Here is a 21,795-nt window from a genome sequence, read left to right on the forward strand (position 1 = left end):
CTATTTGTCTACAACTACATAAGAACCTTTAGCTCCTGGGATGGAACCACTAACAACGATTAGGTTTTGATCAGCATAAACTTTCAAAACTTGTAAGTTTTGAACTTTAATTCTGTCACCACCCATACGACCTGCCATACGCATACCTTTAAATACACGTGAAGGCCAAGAAGCCGCACCAATTGAACCTGGAGCACGTAATCTGTTGTGCTGACCGTGAGTCGCACCACCTACACCACCAAATCCATGACGTTTCATTACACCTTGAAAACCTTTACCTTTAGAAGTACCGACTACGTCAACATACTCCCCTTCTTCAAATAGTGTAACGTCAACTACGTCACCAAGTTGTTTTGCATCTGGGAAAGTTTTAAACTCTACCAGCTTACGCTTAGGCGTTGTATTTGCTTTCGCAAAGTGCCCTTTTAAAGAATTCGTTGTGTTCTTTTCTTTAGCTTCATCGAAGCCAAGTTGAACAGCAGCGTAGCCATCTTTCTCTTCCGTACGTATCTGCGTAACCACGCACGGACCAGCTTGAATAACAGTACACGGAATGTTTTTTCCCTCTGCATCAAACAGGCTTGTCATTCCTACTTTTTTTCCAATAATACCTGACATGTTGTAAATTAATTAATTAAAAGTCCATCGAAGCAGTAGGGCTTCGCTCAAGACGTATTTCCCCCAATAAGGGATTGCAAAAGTACGAAGAAATTTCTAACTACCAAATTATTAGCACATTATTTTTTTATTTTTTTGTCTAGATCGAATATTTAAAAAACTAACTAATCGAGATATTAAAATAAATTGAGAAATAACAAGAACAGTAAGTGAGCATCCTAATTCAATAATATATAATAAGAAGATAAATTATCAGAGCTTAATGGGAAATAATAAGATATTATACAACCAATACAAACATAAAAAACTCAAAAAAACTATCCATAGCATATAAGCTGCGGATAGTTCATGTGCCTTTTTAAATTAACAATAATCTACATTTTAATGACAGACTGCCCATCCAACAGTCTTTTATATCGGACTAAAGCTTCTACATAATAATAGTCCGCATAAGTCAAGGGAACGTCAACTTCTGTCTCATGTGGAATAGATCCCACACTATGTTTCAGTATATAACCACCAGCTTCCTTATACTCCGCCTTATAAGGTTTAGAAGATAATGACCGCAACATTTGTTCTGCTTTGACAATATATAATTGACTTTCAGCCCCATCAGTATATTGAGCAAGTTCCAATAAAGCAGAAGCCATTACAGCAGCAGTTGATACATCACGCAGATCTTTCTGTTTGTAATATTTACTTGAAGCACTTAATTTATTTTGATCCATGTCCCAGCACGGAATTAAATCTTGGGGCAAATTTGGATGATTCAAATAAAAATTTGCAATATTTCGTGCCTGTCGTAGATATTTTTGATCCTTAGTTTCTCTAAACATCATGGTATATCCATACAAACCCCAGGCTTGGCCTCTAGACCAAGCTGATTCATCAAAAGCCCCTTGCGCAGTCTTCTTCGAGATTATACTTCCATCCTTACTGTTATAATCAACAACATGATAAGAACTATAGTCTTTTCTATAATGATTGATCATTGTTGCATCCGCATGTTTAATTGCGATGTCAGCATAACTTGAATTACCTGTCATCTTGGATACCTCAATTAAAAACTCTAAATTCATCATATTATCTATAATAACCGGATAAGTCCAAGATTGCCCATCCCAATTCTTACCACCATCCCATGATCGAATAGTTTTTGTCGCATCCTTATAACGTGTAGCCAAAGAAGCAGCACCTGTACTCAGCACATTCTTATAAGCACTAGAATCATTTGTCAATCTTAATGCATTTCCAAAACTGCAGTAAAGCATAAAACCCAGGTCATGCGTACCTTTATTATTCTTTTCTTTTTCTAAATATTTCAACTTTCGTTTAGCCTCATCTAACAATTTCGTATCATTCGAATATTCGTAAAGATACAATACAGTACCTGGATAAAAACCAGAACACCACCAACTAGACCCCCAATTCACATATTTACCATTTTGGAAAGTCGTAGGAATATCGGCTTCTTTAACAGAAGCAGCGAGGTAACTAATTTGTTTTTTTGCATCTTCCAGATTTTCATTCACAAAAGCTGAATCAAGGTTTAACTTATTCTTGGCAAGCCCTCTTTTAGTCTGGCACGAAACCCCTTGAAGAGCAAATCCTACTATTCCAAATAGGATTAAATAATTTCGAATGTTCATTTAAAACGTTATTTTTTTGAGTTTTTAATAATTTACATAATAATCTTTCGGAAACTGTTCCGCATTCCAGCACTTTTGCGAAGTCCACTTTTCTGGACTACAAGTCCAAAATTCATCATTAGCCGGCAATCCGAGAGGAAGGAAGGATAAAGAAGCTACATACATAGAGCCAGCATTCGTATAGTAATCTGCCAAATTCTGCTGCTGGTCACCAACTACTCCCATACTAAGCCATCCAGAAGGTGAAAAAGTCTTATCAATATAAATATGTCTCAGTATTGCAGTTAAGGCAGCTCGCACCTGACCCTTAGAAATATCCTCTGGCAGCCTATTTTCAAGAGCCACTGCAGCCAAGGGTTGAAAAGCAGCATTCTTATATGTTGAAGAGCGACCAACTACCATATAATAACCTTCTGGGGAAATCATGCGTTCCAAGTGATGTGCATATCGCTGCATCCTTTTATAAGCACGATCAAACATTTCTTTGTATTTCTTATCTACGTTTATATTATGGCGCAGTGCTTCAACCTGCATATTGTGAATAACGTAACCATTGTAATGATCGAAACTAAAGTGAGCACCATCACTATACCACCCATCGCCCACATACCATTCTGTATCAAATTTATTTACAGCATAATCTATTTTTTCTCGTGCGCACTCCTCACCGGTATAATGTAAAAACGTCTCAGTCATGGCCGCAAAAAGCAACCAGTTACTTTCATTAGGTTTAATTTTACGTAGTAGTTTAAATTCTTCGACAACCCTTTTCTTTGTTACCTGATCCAATGGTTCCCACAGTGCCTTGGGTGCCCTTAGAAACGCAAGGGCGAGATGTGCTGCATCTACCAGTGTTTGCGATGAAGGACCTCGCCATGTAAAATAATCCGGGGATTGAGGATTTACACCATATTGAATCCCCAATAAGGCCTGATCACGTAATTTTTTACGTAGCTTTCCTTCTTCGGAGCTATCATCAGGTAAAGCCAGCCAAGGGGCCATACCTGCCAGCAGTCGACCGAAAGCCTCGAGGTATCCAACGCCCGGATCTCTACTGTCAAAAGTAGGACTTACCTCCATCGGCATCTTTTTGTGCCATTGCTGTTTACTGATATTATCCAATATAGGTGTAGCCATCTTGCTTAGTATTGAAACCCAATAAGCACGATCATTCCCTGCATAACTTATGCCTTCATCAGATAAAACACTTGCCTTCGCCCCCATTGGCAACGATGCCGTCAATGCACCAACGCCAGCACCGCCTAACAATTTTAATACAGATCTTCTCTTCATCGATAATGGTTTATAAATAATGTGTGCTCAACAAGCACACAAAACATTAAAAATCTTTATTTTAACACAGAAAAACAAACTAAAAAGAATCAATCGCTCGTGCAATCGTTTGCTAGAGCGATTGATAACAAGTTCTTTACAAGAAAAGAAAAATCTTTCTTTATTTCTTAATCATCCCAGCCACTGTTTTGTGTCAATGATGTGTTTCGTTCCCGTTCCACTTGTGGGATTGGCCATGTATAAAGTTGATCACCTCGCCAGTCATACGGCGAAACAACTCCTCCCCATGCCTGTTTAATACCATTTCCTGTGTAAAAAGATGTTTCTTTCAATGTTTTCCATCGCAACTCGTCAAAGTAGATAACACCTTCACACATCAATTCACGACGGCGTTCTTCACGAATTTCTTTTCTGAGATCCTGCTCACCTATCCCTAATAGTAATTCTCCAACTCCGGCACGTTTTCTTACCTCATTTACTTTTAACACAGCTTCACCAGGCTTTTTCGATTCATTCAATGCTTCTGCCCATAATAAAAGAATATCTGCATATCGCATCACAATATAATCATAAGCCCCTGCCTCTCTATTGGGAATACCTGGGTTAGCTCCCTCATAAACAAACTTACGTGGGTAATAGTAGAAATTAGGGACAATATCCGTTCTCAAGTCAAACACACCACCAAATTCTTGCCGATATGGCCATCTTGAAGTGAAGGTTTGGTCTGTCGCACCGTTTGCTCCTACAAAAGTAGAATATGGTAAAATCACGTTGCTTACTAACCTCGGATCTCTATCTTCATAGGCTTTCTTAAGGCGTTCTTCATTACCCGTAGGCAAATACAAAGACATATCAAGCTTATTTGTAGTCCGTTTTTCAATGTTCGATATTTCAGCAGGGGTTAAATTATTCCGTAAGAAAAACACCTCCCTTTGGCCCGGTGCCATCTGATTATAACCTGGTAGGTAATCATCCCAATCAAATTTAGCACCATCTTTACGTTGATAGCGATCTACCGCATCGGGATGTACCAAATAGGTATTCCAATTGGATCCAAAAGCTGATCGTGATCCAAACCTGAATTGGTAATCTGAACCATATCCTGCCAAAGCGATATTCTGGATACTAAATATAATTTCAGGACTTTGCTCATTATCACCTTTAAACAGATTGGCATAATTACCAAATAAGGTATGTCCCATATTTTTGACTTGCTCAAAGTCGGCAATGGCTTTTGCCCATTCTTGCGTATACATATACACCTTACCACGAAGCGCATATGCTGCAGATTTAGTCACTCGCCCAAACTCGGCCTTTCCTTTATCATAACGATTTGACAATAAAGGTTCATTGATACAATCTGTTAGATCTTTAATAATCAAATCCCAGACTTCTTTTTCTGTACTCCTTGGTTTATCCACCTTATCCCACTCGATTGGTTCAGTGTAAATGGGGACTCCTTTATACAGTTGATTTAACCGATAATAATAGAACGCGCGCAAAAATTTCATCTCTGCAAGCAATCTTGCTTTCTTTTCAGCACCTACAGGTGACACATTGGCGATACCATAGATCGCATTATTACTTCGGTGAACACCCTCATACAAATTTTGCCAGGTAGATGAAAAAATACCCGATGACGCAGTAGCCGTTGCGTTCATCAAGGTTGAATTGTCCCTCCCCTGAAGAGTCGCGTATGTGTCATATACATACAACATCTGACCTAAACGCAACCCATGATAAACACCATTTACACCTTGGTCGGTAAGATTTTCTGTTAACCACATATTATTGGTTAATACCTGTGTTTTAGGGACAGTATCCAATAAATCCTTCTGACAAGAAGAAAACAATATTGCAGAACCGATAGTCACGCAAAGCAGTATTTTTTTACTCCACAAATTATATTTTTTTATATTATTTTTCATGATCTTTCTATTTTAGAATCCAATATTCAAACCAAAAGCAAACTGTTTCATTGTTGGATATTCTGCTCCTGCACCAACTTCTGGATCTAACCCTGGAAAGTCCGTAACCATCAGTAGATTTTCACCTGTAAAAAATACCCGTAAGCTCCGTACTTTAATTTTTTCAGTTAGTTTCTTATCAAACGTATAACCTACTTGTAAATTTCTAAGTTTTAAAAAATTTGCCTTATATAACCAATAATCGCTTGCTTGATTATTGATATTTTCCGCTGAAGTGCCATATTTCAATCTAGGGAAATATCCATTTTGATTGGTACGTGGATCATTTGGTGCCGCCGGGTTGTAGAAATAATGATCATCTGCAATACGAGTGGTCACTTGGTTACCAAGAATCAACACATTATTATTATAACCAATATCTGTCCAGTAATACTGTCCTCCAGCCTCTCCTGCCCAAATCATAGACATATCCAGACCTTTATAAGAGAACCCAAGATTGAATCCATAGATATATTTAGGACTTGTCGACGTCCCAGTAAAGTACTGATCGGCATTATTTCCATAAATACCATCTCCGTTCCGATCGGCATAGACCAAGTCTCCATAATACATACGTGCATTCGCACCATAACTATCCGCAATAGCTTGGGATGAGGTTATAAAAGAATAGCCAGCAGCTTTCATTGCTTTTGCCCATTCGTAATCCTGATCCGTACGGATCATCCCTGTGGTAGGTCCACCATTGATATTAACCGAACCATCGGCATTAAAAGAACTTCCATCACCTCTATATACTTGGCGTAGATAGAATTCATCCAGCTGGTATCCCTCAAGTCTCCGGTTTACACCGCCTGTGGATACATCACCCAAGTTAGTATTCCAGACCATTTTTCCCGTTCCGTCATCAACCATACCTTGAACCAGCTTACCCTCATATTCCGTGACTTTATTTTTATTATATGAGAAATTACCACCGATGTTATAACTAAAATCCCCAATCTTATCCCGCCAGTTTAGATTGAGCTCAATTCCTTTATTACGCATAGCGGCTTGGTTGTAATAAGGGCCACTAGCGGTACCAGCCGTAATTGGCATTTGTGCTGTACGAATAATGTTTGAAGTTTTACGATCGTATAAACTTAGTTCCACAGATGCACGACGGTTTAATGTTGCAAATTCCAATCCAAGCTCTCTATTTTCGGAATCTTCCCATTGCAACAAGTTATTGCCAAAACGTGACAATGCTAATCCGTTGGCTTGAGCTCCATTAAATGAATACCCCACCGAACCATATACTCCGTGCCAGCCGTAAACATTCAAATCATCTCCGCCATCATTCCCCAATTTACCCCATGAAGCCCGAAGTTTAATATCCTGTACGTAAGGATTAACGGCTTCCATAAACGACTCTTTAGATAATATATAACCAACAGAAGCAGAAGGGAATGTACCGTATTTTCGTCCCCGCCCAAATTTTGAAGCCCCATCCCGACGTAAACTGAATTCTGCTAAATATTTTGCATCGTAGTCATAGCTAGCACGACCAAAAAAGGAACGCATGGAGTTATCAGATTCCCCTCCAGAGATACTGTTCATCTCCGTTCCTGTACCGATATTGGTAATGGTCGCATCGATCAATCCTTTTCGAGAAGCACTAAATCCGGAATCGTTGTAATAAAATTCATTATGACCAACTAATGCGCCAATCGTATGTTTACCAATCGTCGTATTATAACGCAATACGTTATCGAAAGATTTTCTGTAAATTTTACCATAAGACTGTCCAGTCGTCGAAGTCGCAAGATTAACAGGTGTCGATGTAATCGTCATGGTTGAAAAGTCATAGCGTGGAGACGGATCAGACCAGGTTTTCACTTCATCAAATCGGCTCTGATAGTTAAATTTCGTTTCAAATGTCAAACCCTTCCAAAGTTTAACATTAGCAAATAAGGTCGTGTTGAATCGTGTACGCTCATTGCTTCCCTTATTATCGTAAAGATAGGTCATTAAATTGTTCAGCTGTGATGATTCACCGGAGCTGAGTACAGCACTTCCAAACTTACCGTCATACATTGGGTAAATACCCGGTGTTGTTTGCCGTAAGAAATTATACAGATTGGCATCGGAAGCCATAGAACGATCTTCTTTCAGAATAAATGTCTGTGTACCTACTGTAAGGAAGTTGGTAACATCGGTCTCCAGATTCACCCGCCCTTCATAGCGCTTCATGCCTGTGTTGTGCATTATGCCTGGGTTGTCTTGTATTCTTCCAGATAGGTTATAGCGGATATTTTCACTACCTCCTAAAACACTGACATTATGACTCTTTAACCACGCGTTCTCATAAATCCAATCTCCCCAGTTGGTATTGGGAAATGCGACGTAATTTGGTATGCCCTGAGCGGTCATACCATTTGGATCAGCATTTGCCGCTGTCCAGGTATCAATAGCACTTTGCGTATATGGACCTTTCTCGCCTATATTTTCTGCAGCTTCCTGAAACAAGCTCATATGCCTCAAATAATCGCTTAAAAATTCAGGCTTCGCGCTTGGTGTCGTTCGCGAAAATAAACCTGAATATTTTATTTGCGGTGCTTGTCCGACTTTTCCTTTCTTTGTCGTAATGACAATAACTCCATTAGCAGCCCTCGCACCATAGATCGCTGCCGAAGAAGCGTCTTTTAATACCGATATTGTTTCAATATCTTCTGGATTTACAGCATCCATTACCCCTTGAATACCGTCAATAATCACCAAAGCATCATTATTGTTCATGGTACCTGTACCGCGTACGCGAATGGTTGCTCCATCACTACCAGGCTTACCATTGCCGACCTTCACCTGAACACCGGCAGCCAGCCCCGACAAGGCCGAGGATACATTCGTCACAGCCCTGCTTTCCAGTTTTTTTCCATCGATAGTTGCAACAGAACCCAATAGTTTGGATTTCTTCTGTTGCCCATACCCCACAACAACAACCTCATCAATCGCCGAGCTGGCACTTTCCAACGTTACATTAATGGCATTGCGGCCATTTAGTACAATCTCTTGATTTTGGTATCCTACATAAGAAATTACTAGCGTTGCGTTAGGGTTCACAGATAAGGAATATGTTCCCGATCCATTTGTGGAAGTAGCGAGCGTCCCCCCCTTCTCACGAATTGTTACACCTGATAATGGTGTTCCTTGACTGTCTTTGATTTGTCCCGTTACATTTACTTTCTGCTGGGCGTGAACTGTACCTACAGAAAATAGTGTCATCGCGGACAATCCTATTGCGTAAAACTTAGCCATACTTTAGGAAATTGGTTTTATAATTAAAAATTGGTTATTTAACAAGCTCAAAATTGATTAAGTGCGGTCATTTATTAGGGTGATTTTTATAAATATTAAGGGGTAAAATCTTAAATTTGATGGTATAACCTCTATTCATCTATGAATTTCCTTGTAAAACAGATCCAAAACATGATCATTATCGCATGGCTACTTTGCCCATTTATGTCTTGTTTGGCCCAGAATTTCAGTTTTGAAACACTAACACAGGACAATGTATTAGATAAACAGGCGGTATTGAGTATCGCTCAGGATAAAAATGGAAAACTTTGGTTTGGAGGAGGTCCAAATCTGTTTATTTATGACTCACAGAATATTATAAACCTTCGAGTTCAGGATAGCGTATTCAACAAATTAGATTATATCAACAAGATTTGTATAAACGACAATAATGATCTTTTTATAGCTACCTCTACTCAGGTATTTATTTTCAATATAGACAAACGAAAGCCTCTCCTAAAAAGAGGAAAGCCCTTTATCGAGAAAGTCCTTATCTCAGACATACAAATTCTATCCTCCCATATTTTCTTATGTACAAATAGGGGTCTATATATAGCTATTCCCGCCTCAGGCTCTTATGATTTTAAATTAATTTTAGACCGTCCTCATACACAAAGTATTGTTCAAACAGGAGCAGACTCCTATACAATAGCTAGCGCTAACGGTATCGAATCATTTACCTATAAAAACAAGCGGCTATCTGAAACCCGCAACCTGGGCTTACCACAGTTACCACTAAAGGAACGAATCTTTAGTACGATGTATGTGAAAGATAACACGCTTTGGGTAGGGACAAAACTACATGGTCTATTTCTGTTTAATTTTTCCAGTCAAAATTGGAAAAATCTAACGGAAGGAAATAGTAATCTCTTAAGCAATAATGTTCGTAAAATCATTAAAAATACAAATGGAGAACTATTAATTGGCACATTGAAAGGTCTTTCCGTTTTCAATGGATCCCCTGTTTTCACAAATTACAAACATAATACATCCATCAAAAACTCCCTCAGCCAGAACTCGATTTATGATATCTTTGTCGATAATCAAAAAGTAGTCTGGTTAGGAACATATTTTGGGGGTATCAACGCAGTTTATCCTGATTTTATCCCTATACAAACCTACTCTACACGTTCGCTATTAAGTCAACAGTTGAATAGTGATATCGTGGGTAGTTTTGCCGTTTCCAAGAATGCTGCTTGGATAGGCACTGAAGAAGAAGGAATTAATAAAATTGATAAAATTACGGGGAATACTAGTCCACAGCCCCAATTTACCCGATCAAACCTGATAAAAGACCTCTATGTCCGGGATGAAAAATTATATGCCGCACAATATGGTGGAGGCTACTCCATCATTGACCTAAAATCGGGCAACACCAAAAATTATCTCCTCGAAAAGGATCTCTTAAACCTCAAAAACAATATTTATAGCATTTACGTGGATCCAGCACAACGAATCTATCTAGGCACAAATAAGGGACTTTACATTGCGGAACAGGAAAAACCACTACAGTTTGATTCCTCACTAGCAGCAAACACAATAGATGAGATACAGGCAGATGATAAACAACAGATTTATTTCCTGCAATCAGGAAAGCTATTTCGAAAAAAGACTTTTAGCGCTACTGTCCGATCCATAAAGCAAATTGACTCACTGTACATCAATGGATTTTATGTCGCGCCCGATGGCAATATCTGGCTTACCTCGAAAGGGGATTTATATCATTTCGATGTTAAGGATAATGTGACCCTTAAAGCCCATTTTCCCAATAACACCCTAGGTTGGCCTGTCATGATCGACAAACATTTCTGGATCAGCAGCAAAAATGGACTGATTTTCTTCGATCCAAGCACAAAGTATCATACTGTCCTTAATCAGTATGATGGTCTCCCTGTTAAGAATATGCAAGGGGCTAAGGTCTATAGCAGCGAAGCCGGATTTTTATTCGTGACTACATTGAATGGTTTAGTTTCGATCGACACCCGAAAAATCACTTTCAATCAGAAAAAACCGAATGTGCTTTTTAGAAATATATTCCTTCAAGATACACCCTTAAACTATGGTCGCATCCAGCAAGGTGATCAACCCAATAACTATACGTTGCAATTACTTTATGACGAGAATTTTATAACGGTCAATTTTTCGAGTTCCAATTTTATCAAACCACAGAAAAATAGATATCGGTATAAGCTCGAAGGTTTTGATAAAGGTTGGATAGAAACCAATACACCAAGTGTCAGATATACCAATATTCCCGAAGGACAGCATACACTCAGTGTATATGCCAGCAATAATGATGGCATCTGGAGCAGTACCCCACTACAAATACACATTGATATAAAACCTCCGCTCTGGAGAACATGGTGGGCCTACCTCTTATACGCCGGACTATTTACACTCGGGGTACACTTTGTCATTAAATTTGTTGTGGAACGCGAGATGCTGATCAATTCCGAAAGAGAACAGGAAAAGAAAATCAAATTCTTTACACAAATTTCGCATGAGATCCGGACTCCGCTTACCCTGATCATGTCACCTCTAGATGAAATCATTACCGAAACAGCCAACTTATCGACTACCCAATCTAAGATAAAACGGATTAAAAAGAATACAGCTAAATTATTGGGGGTAGTTAACGAGCTACTTGATTTCAAAAAATTTGATGACAAGCACTTCATCTTGAAACAGAGCGATATCCCCTTCAGGGAATATATTGAAGACACATTCTATCTCCTCAATGATCTTGCCCAGAATAAACATATCAATTATTATATCCGACAATTGGATGCCGTAGGGTTACAATCCATAGATGCTGTTCAATTTGACAAGGTCATGTTCAATCTATTGTCAAATGCCATTAAGTATACACCCGCGAATGGCACAGTTTATCTTGAGCTTCTTGAGAGCGAAGACAACATCATTATCAACATCGTTGACAACGGGATTGGCATCGCAACGGACAATCAATTCAAGATTTTTGAAGAATATTATCGGGAGGAACAAGCAAATGACAGTATAGGTACTGGTATCGGACTAGCCTTAACCAAGCAGATTGTTCTACAGCATCAAGGAGAGATCCGTTGCTTTACCATGAAAGATGAAAAAGGAGAATGGACGGTTTTCAACCTACGTTTACCGAAGCTATCAAAAGTCAACATGTCCCCTCCTACAGACTCCCTGATGACCATTATAGATGAATCAAATTCAACAACTCCGACCGTATTGGGCAGATCCTTGCAACAGACCATTCTGATTGTCGAAGACAATAGAGAGCTTTTGGATACCATTGTTCATTTATTTCAGGATAGCTATACCGTCATCACGGCTGTCAATGGAGAAGATGCCTTATCGAAAGCGCAAGAGTATATTCCCGACTTGATCTTATCTGATCTGATGATGCCTTATATGAATGGAGCCCAGTTATGCCGGGCAGTAAAAACAAATATCGCAACCAGTCATATTCCTGTTATCCTGTTGACTGCAGTGACAGACAGTGAATCACAGACACAGGCCCTACAATATGGAGCAAACATCTATCTAACAAAACCTTTTGACAATAGGCTGTTGTTTCTATCTGTGCAGAATCTCATAGCAATCAGTCATAAAAAGAGCAAGGAATTTCAGGTCAAAAAAACAGATTTCGACAATGAACTGGATGCTAAATTTATTGCTACATTAGATCAACTGATCGAAGATAATATGCAGTCGGATGACTTTGATGTTAATTTTATCTCCCGAAAGATGGGTATGAGCACACCTATTATTTATCGAAAGCTCCGGGCGATATCCAACCTTTCTATCAATAATTATGTGAAGATGTACCGGCTTAACAGAGCGAAGGAGTTGCTAAAATCTTCGATGAATGTCAGTGAGGTAGCCTATGCAGTCGGATTTTCTGAAAGAAAGTACTTCAGCAGAGAATTTAAGAAACAATTTGGGTATAATCCATCACAGCAAATAGCAGACTCCGACGAAGATAATTAAAACACAAAAGGGATTAAATATTTGAAAAAAGATTGTAGGCAGGGTACGAATAGATTTAAAAGTAACAAAGGCGCCTAAATGGGGGCCTTTGTTACTTTTATCTTTACTGTATTTACTTCGCGATTTCATTAATCATTGGTTCACCATCCAAGAGCCTTTTATAGCGCACTAATGCTTCTACATAATAGTAATCAGCATATGTCAGTGGTACATCAATCTCCGAATTTAAAGGAAGTGCCCCCACACTATGTTTTAATAAATAACCGCCATTTGTCCCATAAACTGCTTTATAAGGTTCTTTGGATAAATTAGTAAGCATTGTCTCTGCATTAGAAAGATAAAGGGCAGATTCTTTACCTTTTGTATATTGAGCCAATTCAAGTAAAGCAGATGCATACAATGTGGCTGCCGAAACATCCCGAAGATCTTTTTTAGCATACATCTTACTAGATTGATCAATCTTATCTTTATCAAAATCCCAATAAGGAATTAAATCTTGAGGCATATTCGGATGATTCAAAATATATTTCGCAATATGTCTAGCTTGATTTAGAAATTCCTTTTTATTTGTTTCTCGATACATCATCGTATACCCATAAAGCGCCCAACCTTGGCCTCTAGACCATGCGGATTCATCATAAGCACCTTGGTGCGTTTTTTTTCCAATAACTTTGCCGCTATTCACATCATAGTCAATAACATGATATGAGCTATAATCTTTCCTAAAATGATTTTTCAATGTTGTTTCCGCATGCTTTATAGCCAAGTCATAATATTTCTTATTACCAGTCATTTTTGAAACCTGCGTCAAAAACTCTAAATTCATCATATTATCAATGATAACGGGATAATGCCAAGGTTTGTGATCCCAAGACCGAATTGTTTTTGTTCTCTCATTAAAACGAGAAGCAAGAGAAGCAGCACCTGTAACTAATACATCTTTATATTTCGCAGAATCGCCGGTCAGACGTAAACCATTGCCGAAACTACAAAACAGCATAAAACCTAGATCATGTGTACCTTTATTATACTTTTCTTTCTCCAAATTAGGTAATTTCTCTTTTACATTTTTTAATAATTCCTGATCTTGAGTCCCTTCATATAAATACCAAAGTGTACCAGGATAAAATCCAGAACACCACCAACTGGATGATGAAAAGATCTCTTTATTATTTTCAAAAGTTTTAGGAAATTTTCCATTGGGTGTTGCATTTGCCAAGACTTTAATTTGGAGAGCTGCGTCATTCAAATTCTGCTGAATAAACTCTTTCGATAATTTCAGATCCCGGGATTGACCTTGAACAGTACATATTCCTAAAACAGAACATAATACCATGATAATCTGTCTTTTCAATTTCATCATAATTTACAATAATCTTAATTCGCTATTATTTTATATATCACTTGATTCCTTAATTCCATACTTTTAATTAAAACATTCATTTTATAAAGCATTCCACCCCACACTTTAATCAATCGTGGATCCTCGATTTCCTTATTTTCTAAAGAAAAAGTAACAGTTTCCCTTTCGAAATTTATAAAGACTTTTTTCCCATTATCCAATTGTAAGAAAAAGCCATCCTTTACTAACTGAGGTTTTATTTTAGATATGAAACTAATCGATTGTGGTTTTTTAAATTCCTCCAATTGATACTGTTCTTCTACCCTGATTTCATTATTTCCTGCATGCATCTTGATAGTTCGCATCCAAGATTGTACTGCGGCTTCTTTAGGATAAGCCTTCGCAACATTGACACGGTATTGAGCAGTTTCATTATTAGTTATATACTCGACATCCTCCGCATGATAAGACCTTCCATCCTTTTGCTGTATTCCATTTATAATAGGAAGATTATGCCATTGCGATTGCATATTCCACAATGTATAGCGATTCCTACTAAAAGTTTCTTTGGTATAAGTTCCCACACCTACATCAATTAAAACTGGCGTCGAATCCAAATAGAGCATATAGCTTCCAACATCATTATGATTATGGCTTACCCCATTATTACTTCCTATCGTAGCCAAGAATAAATTACCCTTTTTATTTAAACTCCGCATAGTTGCCTGTCCCAAACTCTCATAAAAATGAAATTGGGGGGCTATAAAGTCTTTTCGATGATTACTTAATTCATTATAAATAGACGCATGCATTAAAAAATCCTGTACTGTTCCTAATGACATACTTGGTGATTTTAGAGTTGTCAAATAGCTTGCGTATGCTTTTAGATTATCATCATTATATAAAGTACCATAAGCCCATATTTTAGCAGGATAGGGTACTTGTATCGCCTCTGCATCTGCGAAATTGATGTATCTATTTCTGTAAATGTGAGAATTCAAGATATAGTTGCCAATATTAAATAATTTATGTTCCTCCTTAAATGTCACCTCTCCATCCGACACATCCTCTAACCACAACAACATCTGTCCAAGTTCACCACCAGCATGTAGCCAATAAGAGGGCCCCTCTTCACACGCACCATCTTCAGCGTAAGAGTCAATAAATTTATCCGCACTATGAGCCAATTTCTGAATAATCATCTTCAATCTAGAAGCATCTTCTTCCACTAACAATGCTACTTTAAGAACATTGGCGTTGATCCAAATATTCCAGTTATTAACCATATTGTTTGACTGAAGCGCCATCCACCAAAAATCATCTCGGACTAAATAAGGATTTAAAATACGGCTCTGTAAGACATCTTTCAATTTTTTAGTAATCATAGGAGAAATTTGGTTTAATTCATCGCCCAACAATAAATAAACCATCGCCAGATCAGCTGCTACCCGACCTGCTCCTAGATCAATATAATCGTCCAGTGGATCAGGCAAACCATTTCCAGATTTTTGCACTACAATATGTGCAGGACTTACCCAAGTACTTTCTTCCATCATTAACCAGAGGCCATTAATAATCTGCGGAATAAAACGTCCCTTTCCCTCAACCAATTCTCCTATAACCAAATGCGATACGATACTCCTGCGTGTATTAATATCATCCTCGTAGCGAGTTCTGTTTCCATCAGTCTTATATTCAAGATATTTTGTAGCTAACAATGATGGCCAAGTAAATAAATTCGCATCCTCCGCAACTTTCATTATGTGGGACTTTTCCAATATTGATAGCGCTTGAATAGCTTTTTTCCATTCATTTTTCTTTTCCAACCGCCAGTCATCAATACGATTAACGGTATTTGTCAAAACTGCACCTGAAAGATGCCGCTCTAAGGTGTGTTGTCCAAGTGCATTAATTTGCAACATAACAAAAAAGAGAAACATTAAAATTTTATAGCATTTTCTACTTCTTCTCATAAACTAATGCTCGAGAGCCCTTATTAAGTGTAAAAACAATTATTCCATCAAGATCTATTTCATACTTACCCTTTCCTTTAATCACAATCATTGGAGTCGATATCCCCGATTCAACTCTAATTGTACCCGTATGTTGACTTTCGATCTCCACAGTTTGCGTTATACCATTTTTCCTCTTTGCAGAAACCAGAAAAGCTCCATCAGTCAAAAACCTTTTAAAAGAAATATCTTTCCAGGAAGTAGGTACAGCGGGAAAAATTCTTAATTTTCCATTCCAATATTGTAAGCAAAGTTCTTGGATGCTTGTCATTGCTGCTAACGGGGTTTCAATTACTGGTCCCGACTCGGCATAAAGCGTATTCTTTTTAATATAAGATTTTAATAAATTATCAAGAGATGCTAAGGCATCATCTCCCCTTCCCATCATGGCATACATCGATGCGGCACCAGTAAATGAATAACCTTGCAAGAACTGATTTTTACTCTGCCAGTACTTAATTGAACGCTCAATCAAAACTCTATTTTCTTTTTGATCCCAATTAATTTCATAAAAAGGATAGATCATCATTAAATGCGAATAATGTCTATGTGACTCACCATAAGGAACATCCTTAGCTATCAAATAACCGTTTACACCTTGTGGAAAATCGATCAAATTTTCGAGTACATCGAGCCATCGATCATATAGAGGATCTTTCCTATTCTTTTCATCATCTAGCTCGATAAGTGATCTAAGCCCCCATCTCAGAATAGCTAGATCATAATTCGTATCATAAGCATACCCATATTTATATTCTGGCGAATAAGTTTTAACAGCGATATGATATTTTCCTGATTCATTTTTTTCTAATAGATGCAAATAATAATTAACAGCCTCTTTAAGTAAGGGAAATAAGCGGTCATATACCTCTTCCTGCATGCCATAGCGATAGTAAGAATAGTAGCTATGCAATAACCAAAGCAAGTTGCCAAGTTCTTTTTCACCATCAGAAGCATCGGAAATTGAGACTCCCTTCTCTAAGAGAACAGGACTCCAGAGATCGTTCGCAGATGAGCGCCCAATAGCAATGCTATTATAACGATAAGCCACAGGAACATTTTCTCTCAAATTGGAGACATTCTGATCAATCATTTGAATTAAAGAATTCGCGATATCAAGATGGTTTGACGTGAAAACAGGAGAATATGTCAATTGCATATTTAAGTTCATCCAGTAAGCTGGCCAAGGAGTAACGCTCGTCCATGGTCCCTGCAAATCTATTGCTGGCTTATTTGTTCTGGTGGCACTTGCTAATTTATACAACTGCATATCATAAAAACGCTGATAAATTTTATCTGGTAATGACAAAGAAGAAGCACTATAATAATTACGCCACCAATTTTGGTGTTTTTCCAAAGCTATAGTAATATCTTTAGAATCAAAATGATCAACATAATCAATTGTTTCTTTTAGATAGCTCTTGTTAACCTGATTATATCCAACCGAGACAACATAAACATCATTGTCCATACCGAGCATTTTCTTATATACAGTTGCATAGCCACCGCCAGCTAATAACTCTTGATTATAAAAAGAAAATCCCTTACTAGTGCCTGATTTTCCCTCAGGATTGCGAGTATAATAAGTAGGTTTTTGCGTATAATCAAATTTCATACGGGGACTGATAGCAGAATCCGGACACCAGTCAAAAGAGTAGTTACCATGGTAGTCCTTTTTAATGACTTCAATGAGTATAATATTATCATCAGACAGTGTTGTCGTTTTAATATGCAACATACCATCCGAAGTCTTAATATTCGTTTGAGAATAAGCTTGCTGAATAAAAATATCACCACCTATACTATCAATGTCCACATTAAGGTTTATAGAAAAATGCCCTAGTGACAGACGAGCTTTATCAAAAAGCTTTTCACGATTTTTTTCACGGTGATCATAAATATCCGTTCTACCAATATCTATACGTACAGCTTGTGAAGATTTCAAATAGGTCATCGTTCCTAGTAAACCATTCCCCGTGAATACCCCTTCGTAAATACTTTTACCCAACTGAGGAATATGAAATATTGGTTTGTCTTGACCCTGAGCACGACAAATAACACATAAGATAGAAATAAAAAAAATATATAAATTCCGCATAAATAGGGTTCAATTGGGCTCTAAAATGTACTTTTTTTAGTAGACACACAAGAGAAACTTACGAAATCGTTTGAGAAGAAAATCATGAAAAAAGGGTAATAATGGTTTCAGAAACCATTATTACCCTTTTTTCATGAAAATTTAATAAGGATGATAAATCCAATATTAAAACAACTAGATCAATCCACTTAATACTGTCCTGTACTTAAAAGAACCAATGTACAAGCATTTTCAGTATTAATACCTATTGCACCTGCAAGTGCTACTAATTCCGCATTTTCAGCTCCAGGATTAAAAATAATCCGCTTTGGCTTTGTTTCTAAAATATAATCAAAATAGCTTTTTTGATTTGCTGCGCCAACATACATAGTAATGGTATCAATATCCGTGTGAATAAGTCCCATAGGTTCTATTTCGACACCAGCAACTTCACCCTTCTTAAGCCCAACATTCACAATATCATGTCCATATTGCTTCAATTTATAGGCTGCTTTATACGAATACCTTTCTGGATTAGTACTCGCTCCTATTATTAGCGTTTTTTTCATAACTACTTATTTTATTAAACATCATCAGCCACATTACCAGCATCATTATATATTCCCTTTCTTAAGATAGGCATCCCTAAAATTTTATACAATTCATCCAATTTAACTAAGCTACCATTAGTCATATTCGATAAAAGTACAATCGTAACGTTATTTTTTAGATCCCTAACATACAAATTGCGAAATCCGTGCCACCATCCAGTATGATAGATTATTAGATCATTATTTCTGTGAAAAGTGCGCCAACCTAATCCGTATCCAAATATTCCATTTTTAGATTTCGCACGATCGACATAAGCAGAATCTAACGTTTCTTTCTTTAATAACCTTCCTTCATTTAACGCTAAATCTAATTTATACAGATCCCGAACTGTACTATAAATTCCCTTATCGCCCAGAGGGCCATCTTGAAAATTCTGAACAACAGATCTTCTCCAAACCTTATCGTGACCGATAACATCTGTCGGAATTTTTTCATAAATAGCTTTTGACAATGCAGCTGTATTAGTCATTCCTGCTGGATTAAAGACATTTTCTTTCATCCATTCCGCATAACTTTGATTAGTTACCTTTTCAATAATAGCGCCCAAAACCATGAAATTCGAATTGTTATAAAAGAATTTACCGTCAGGTTTACCATAGCGATTCGGTTTAAACTCAATCAGCATATTCATGACATCTTGATTGGTCATACCCTTCTTTTTTTCCTTCCAATGCTCTTCCGAAAAATAAACATAATTTGGCAATCCAGAACGATGAGACAATAATTGCTTTATTGTAATATCTGGATAGGGAAAATTAGGATAAAAATCATTAATAGTTTGATCCAATTTCAATTTGCCCTCTTCAACCAATTTCAAAATACCAATACCTGTAAGTGGTTTGGAAACAGACGCTAATTCAAATTTCGAATCAATCTTCAAACTATCTTTTAAAAGATAATTTGCCCAACCAAATGAGTTCTGATATAAAATCTTTCCATTTTTTGCAATCAGTACATTACCATTAAATCCTACTCTTTTATGCAAATTTTGCATAAAAGCTTCAATTTTAGGATCTGCTTCAGATGGATTGTATATGAGTTTTAAACTGTCAGTCTTAGCCTGTTCAACTAATGCTTTTTTTTGCTTTTCTTCTTTCGAACTACACGATACGGTTGCTATGATAAGAACAGCAACTATGCTTTTTAGTATATATAATTTCACTATTTAACGGATTCTATTTCTTTTCTAATGTATTAATGCTAAAATGCTGATTTTAGTACTAAAAAAAGAAAAAAACAATAAAAAAAGGTCACTTTATATAAAGTGACCTTTTGAATATACTTATTCAAAGTAAGATTACGCTAATAATCTCACTGGATTTTCTAATAATGCTTTTAATGTTTGCAAGAATTGAGCACCAGTAGCACCGTCCACTACACGGTGGTCACAACCTAAAGTCAACTTCATCACATTACCAGGAACAACAGTACCATTCTTAACAACAGGAACTTGTTGAATTGCACCAACAGATAGAATTGCACCATCCGGAGAGTTGATAATTGATGTGAATTCATCAATACCAAACATACCTAAATTAGAAACTGTAAATGTTGAACCTTCCCAATCAGCTGGAGTTAATTTTTTAGTTTTCGCTTTTTGAGCGAAATCTTTAACTTCTGCAGAAATGTGAGATAATGATTTTCCGTCAGCAAAACGTACAACAGGAACTAATAAGCCATCTTCAACAGCCATTGCAACACCAATATTTGTATGCTCATTAAAACGAATCTTATCACCTTTCCATGAAGAGTTTACGGCAGGATGCTTTTTCAATGCAACTGCAACTGCTTTCACAACGATATCATTGAAAGAAACTTTTACTGGAGCCACTTCATTGATTTGCGTACGAGCAAGCATTGCATTTTCCATGTCGATACTTACCGTTAGGTAAAAATGTGGAGCAGTAAACAAACTTTCACCTAATCGACGTGCAATTGTTTTACGCATTTGAGAAACAGCAACTTCTGTATATCTCTCTTCACCTACAAAAGTAGGTAAAGTGATCGCTTTTGTTTCAGTAGCAACTGGCGCAGCAGTTGTTGAAGCAGGAGCAACTTTAGTAGCTGGAACGTAAGATTCAACATCTTTTTTTACAATACGGCCACCATCAGCAGATCCTTTAATCTCATTCAGGTTGATTCCTTTATCTTTAGCAATTTTACGTGCTAATGGAGATGCTTTCACTCGAGAATCATCGGCTACATCAGTAGCTTTATTTTCCGTAGTTACATTAGCCTCTACCTTTGATTCATTTTTTACTTCGGCAGGAGCAGCTTGAGATGTAGGAGCAGCTTTTTGATTTAACAATGGTGTTACATCTGTTCCTGCAGGACCTACAATAGCAATAATATCATTTACTTTAGCAGCCTCACCTGCCTCAAGACCTACATATAACAATGTTCCATCAGCATAAGCTGTAACCTCCATCGTCGCTTTATCCGTCTCTACATCCGCAATAGAATCATCAGATTTGATTGTATCACCAACTTTAAAATTCCATTGCGCAATTACACCTTCTGTCATCGTATCACTTAACAAAGGCATAGTGATAACTGTAACACCTAAAGACTCCGGTGTTACATTAGACTGAGGAGCTGCTTCAGTCCCAGATGAATTAGAACCTTCTACTTCCTTTTTCTCCGTCACTTCTTCAGCCTGAGGAGCGTCATTTAATAATGCTTGAAAATCTTCTCCAGGTTCTCCAAGAATGGCAATAACAGCATCAATAGCAACTGCTTCACCTTCTTTAGGACCAATATATAAAAGTGTTCCTTCTTGGTATGATTCAAAATCCATCGTCGCTTTATCAGTTTCGATTTCAGCAACTAAATCACCAGAATTAACTTTATCACCAACTTGTTTGTGCCATTTTGCGATAACCCCTTCGGTCATGGTATCGCTCATTTTCGGCATTCTAACTACTTCAGCCATTGTATTTTATTTATC

General features: G+C 37.4%; 12 protein-coding genes. 1 reads left to right on the forward strand and 11 read right to left on the reverse strand.

The window, feature by feature from the left end; all coding sequences use genetic code 11:
• From rplC to FHR29_RS18770, 5 genes are all read right to left on the reverse strand, one after another.
• Positions 1-618 (reverse strand): 50S ribosomal protein L3, encoded by a 618-nt coding sequence (gene rplC / locus FHR29_RS18750; protein WP_132843571.1) that lies wholly within the window; start codon positions 616-618, stop codon positions 1-3.
• A gap of 374 nt (positions 619-992) precedes the next feature.
• On the reverse strand, positions 993-2,267 hold the full coding sequence (locus FHR29_RS18755; protein ID WP_183916271.1) for a glycoside hydrolase family 88 protein: 1,275 nt from the start codon (positions 2,265-2,267) through the stop codon (positions 993-995).
• Positions 2,268-2,291: 24 nt separating this feature from the next.
• Entirely contained in the window at positions 2,292-3,560 is a 1,269-nt protein-coding gene (locus tag FHR29_RS18760; RefSeq protein ID WP_183916272.1) for a DUF2264 domain-containing protein, read from the reverse strand.
• 167 nt (positions 3,561-3,727) lie between these two features.
• Complete coding sequence (locus tag FHR29_RS18765; RefSeq protein WP_132843567.1) at positions 3,728-5,488, reverse strand: RagB/SusD family nutrient uptake outer membrane protein; 1,761 nt, start codon at positions 5,486-5,488, stop codon at positions 3,728-3,730.
• 12 nt (positions 5,489-5,500) lie between these two features.
• On the reverse strand, positions 5,501-8,782 hold the full coding sequence (locus FHR29_RS18770) for a TonB-dependent receptor (RefSeq protein ID WP_183916273.1): 3,282 nt from the start codon (positions 8,780-8,782) through the stop codon (positions 5,501-5,503).
• Positions 8,783-8,923: 141 nt separating this feature from the next.
• Between FHR29_RS18770 and FHR29_RS18775 the strand changes: the two genes are divergently transcribed.
• Positions 8,924-12,805 (forward strand): hybrid sensor histidine kinase/response regulator transcription factor, encoded by a 3,882-nt coding sequence (locus FHR29_RS18775; protein WP_183916274.1) that lies wholly within the window; start codon positions 8,924-8,926, stop codon positions 12,803-12,805.
• 112 nt (positions 12,806-12,917) lie between these two features.
• Here FHR29_RS18775 and FHR29_RS18780 read toward each other — a convergent pair whose 3' ends face one another.
• The 6 genes from FHR29_RS18780 to FHR29_RS18805 form a co-directional block, all read right to left on the reverse strand.
• On the reverse strand, positions 12,918-14,165 hold the full coding sequence (locus FHR29_RS18780) for a glycoside hydrolase family 88 protein (RefSeq protein ID WP_183916734.1): 1,248 nt from the start codon (positions 14,163-14,165) through the stop codon (positions 12,918-12,920).
• Between the two features lie 17 nt (positions 14,166-14,182).
• Positions 14,183-16,069, reverse strand: coding sequence for a heparinase II/III family protein (locus FHR29_RS18785; protein ID WP_183916275.1), 1,887 nt, complete (start codon positions 16,067-16,069; stop codon positions 14,183-14,185).
• Positions 16,070-16,106: 37 nt separating this feature from the next.
• Positions 16,107-18,257: a glycosyl hydrolase family 95 catalytic domain-containing protein gene (locus FHR29_RS18790; RefSeq protein ID WP_183916276.1), complete on the reverse strand. Its 2,151-nt coding sequence runs from the start codon at positions 18,255-18,257 to the stop codon at positions 16,107-16,109.
• Positions 18,258-18,445: 188 nt separating this feature from the next.
• On the reverse strand, positions 18,446-18,805 hold the full coding sequence (locus FHR29_RS18795) for a CoA-binding protein (RefSeq protein WP_183916277.1): 360 nt from the start codon (positions 18,803-18,805) through the stop codon (positions 18,446-18,448).
• Between the two features lie 14 nt (positions 18,806-18,819).
• Positions 18,820-20,010 (reverse strand): serine hydrolase, encoded by a 1,191-nt coding sequence (locus FHR29_RS18800; RefSeq protein ID WP_132771550.1) that lies wholly within the window; start codon positions 20,008-20,010, stop codon positions 18,820-18,822.
• Positions 20,011-20,145: 135 nt separating this feature from the next.
• Positions 20,146-21,780, reverse strand: coding sequence for a pyruvate dehydrogenase complex dihydrolipoamide acetyltransferase (locus tag FHR29_RS18805; RefSeq protein ID WP_168127898.1), 1,635 nt, complete (start codon positions 21,778-21,780; stop codon positions 20,146-20,148).
• Positions 21,781-21,795: the final 15 nt, after the last annotated feature.

It is taken from the genome of Sphingobacterium sp. JUb56 (assembly GCF_014191365.1).
Classification (GTDB): domain Bacteria; phylum Bacteroidota; class Bacteroidia; order Sphingobacteriales; family Sphingobacteriaceae; genus Sphingobacterium; species Sphingobacterium anhuiense.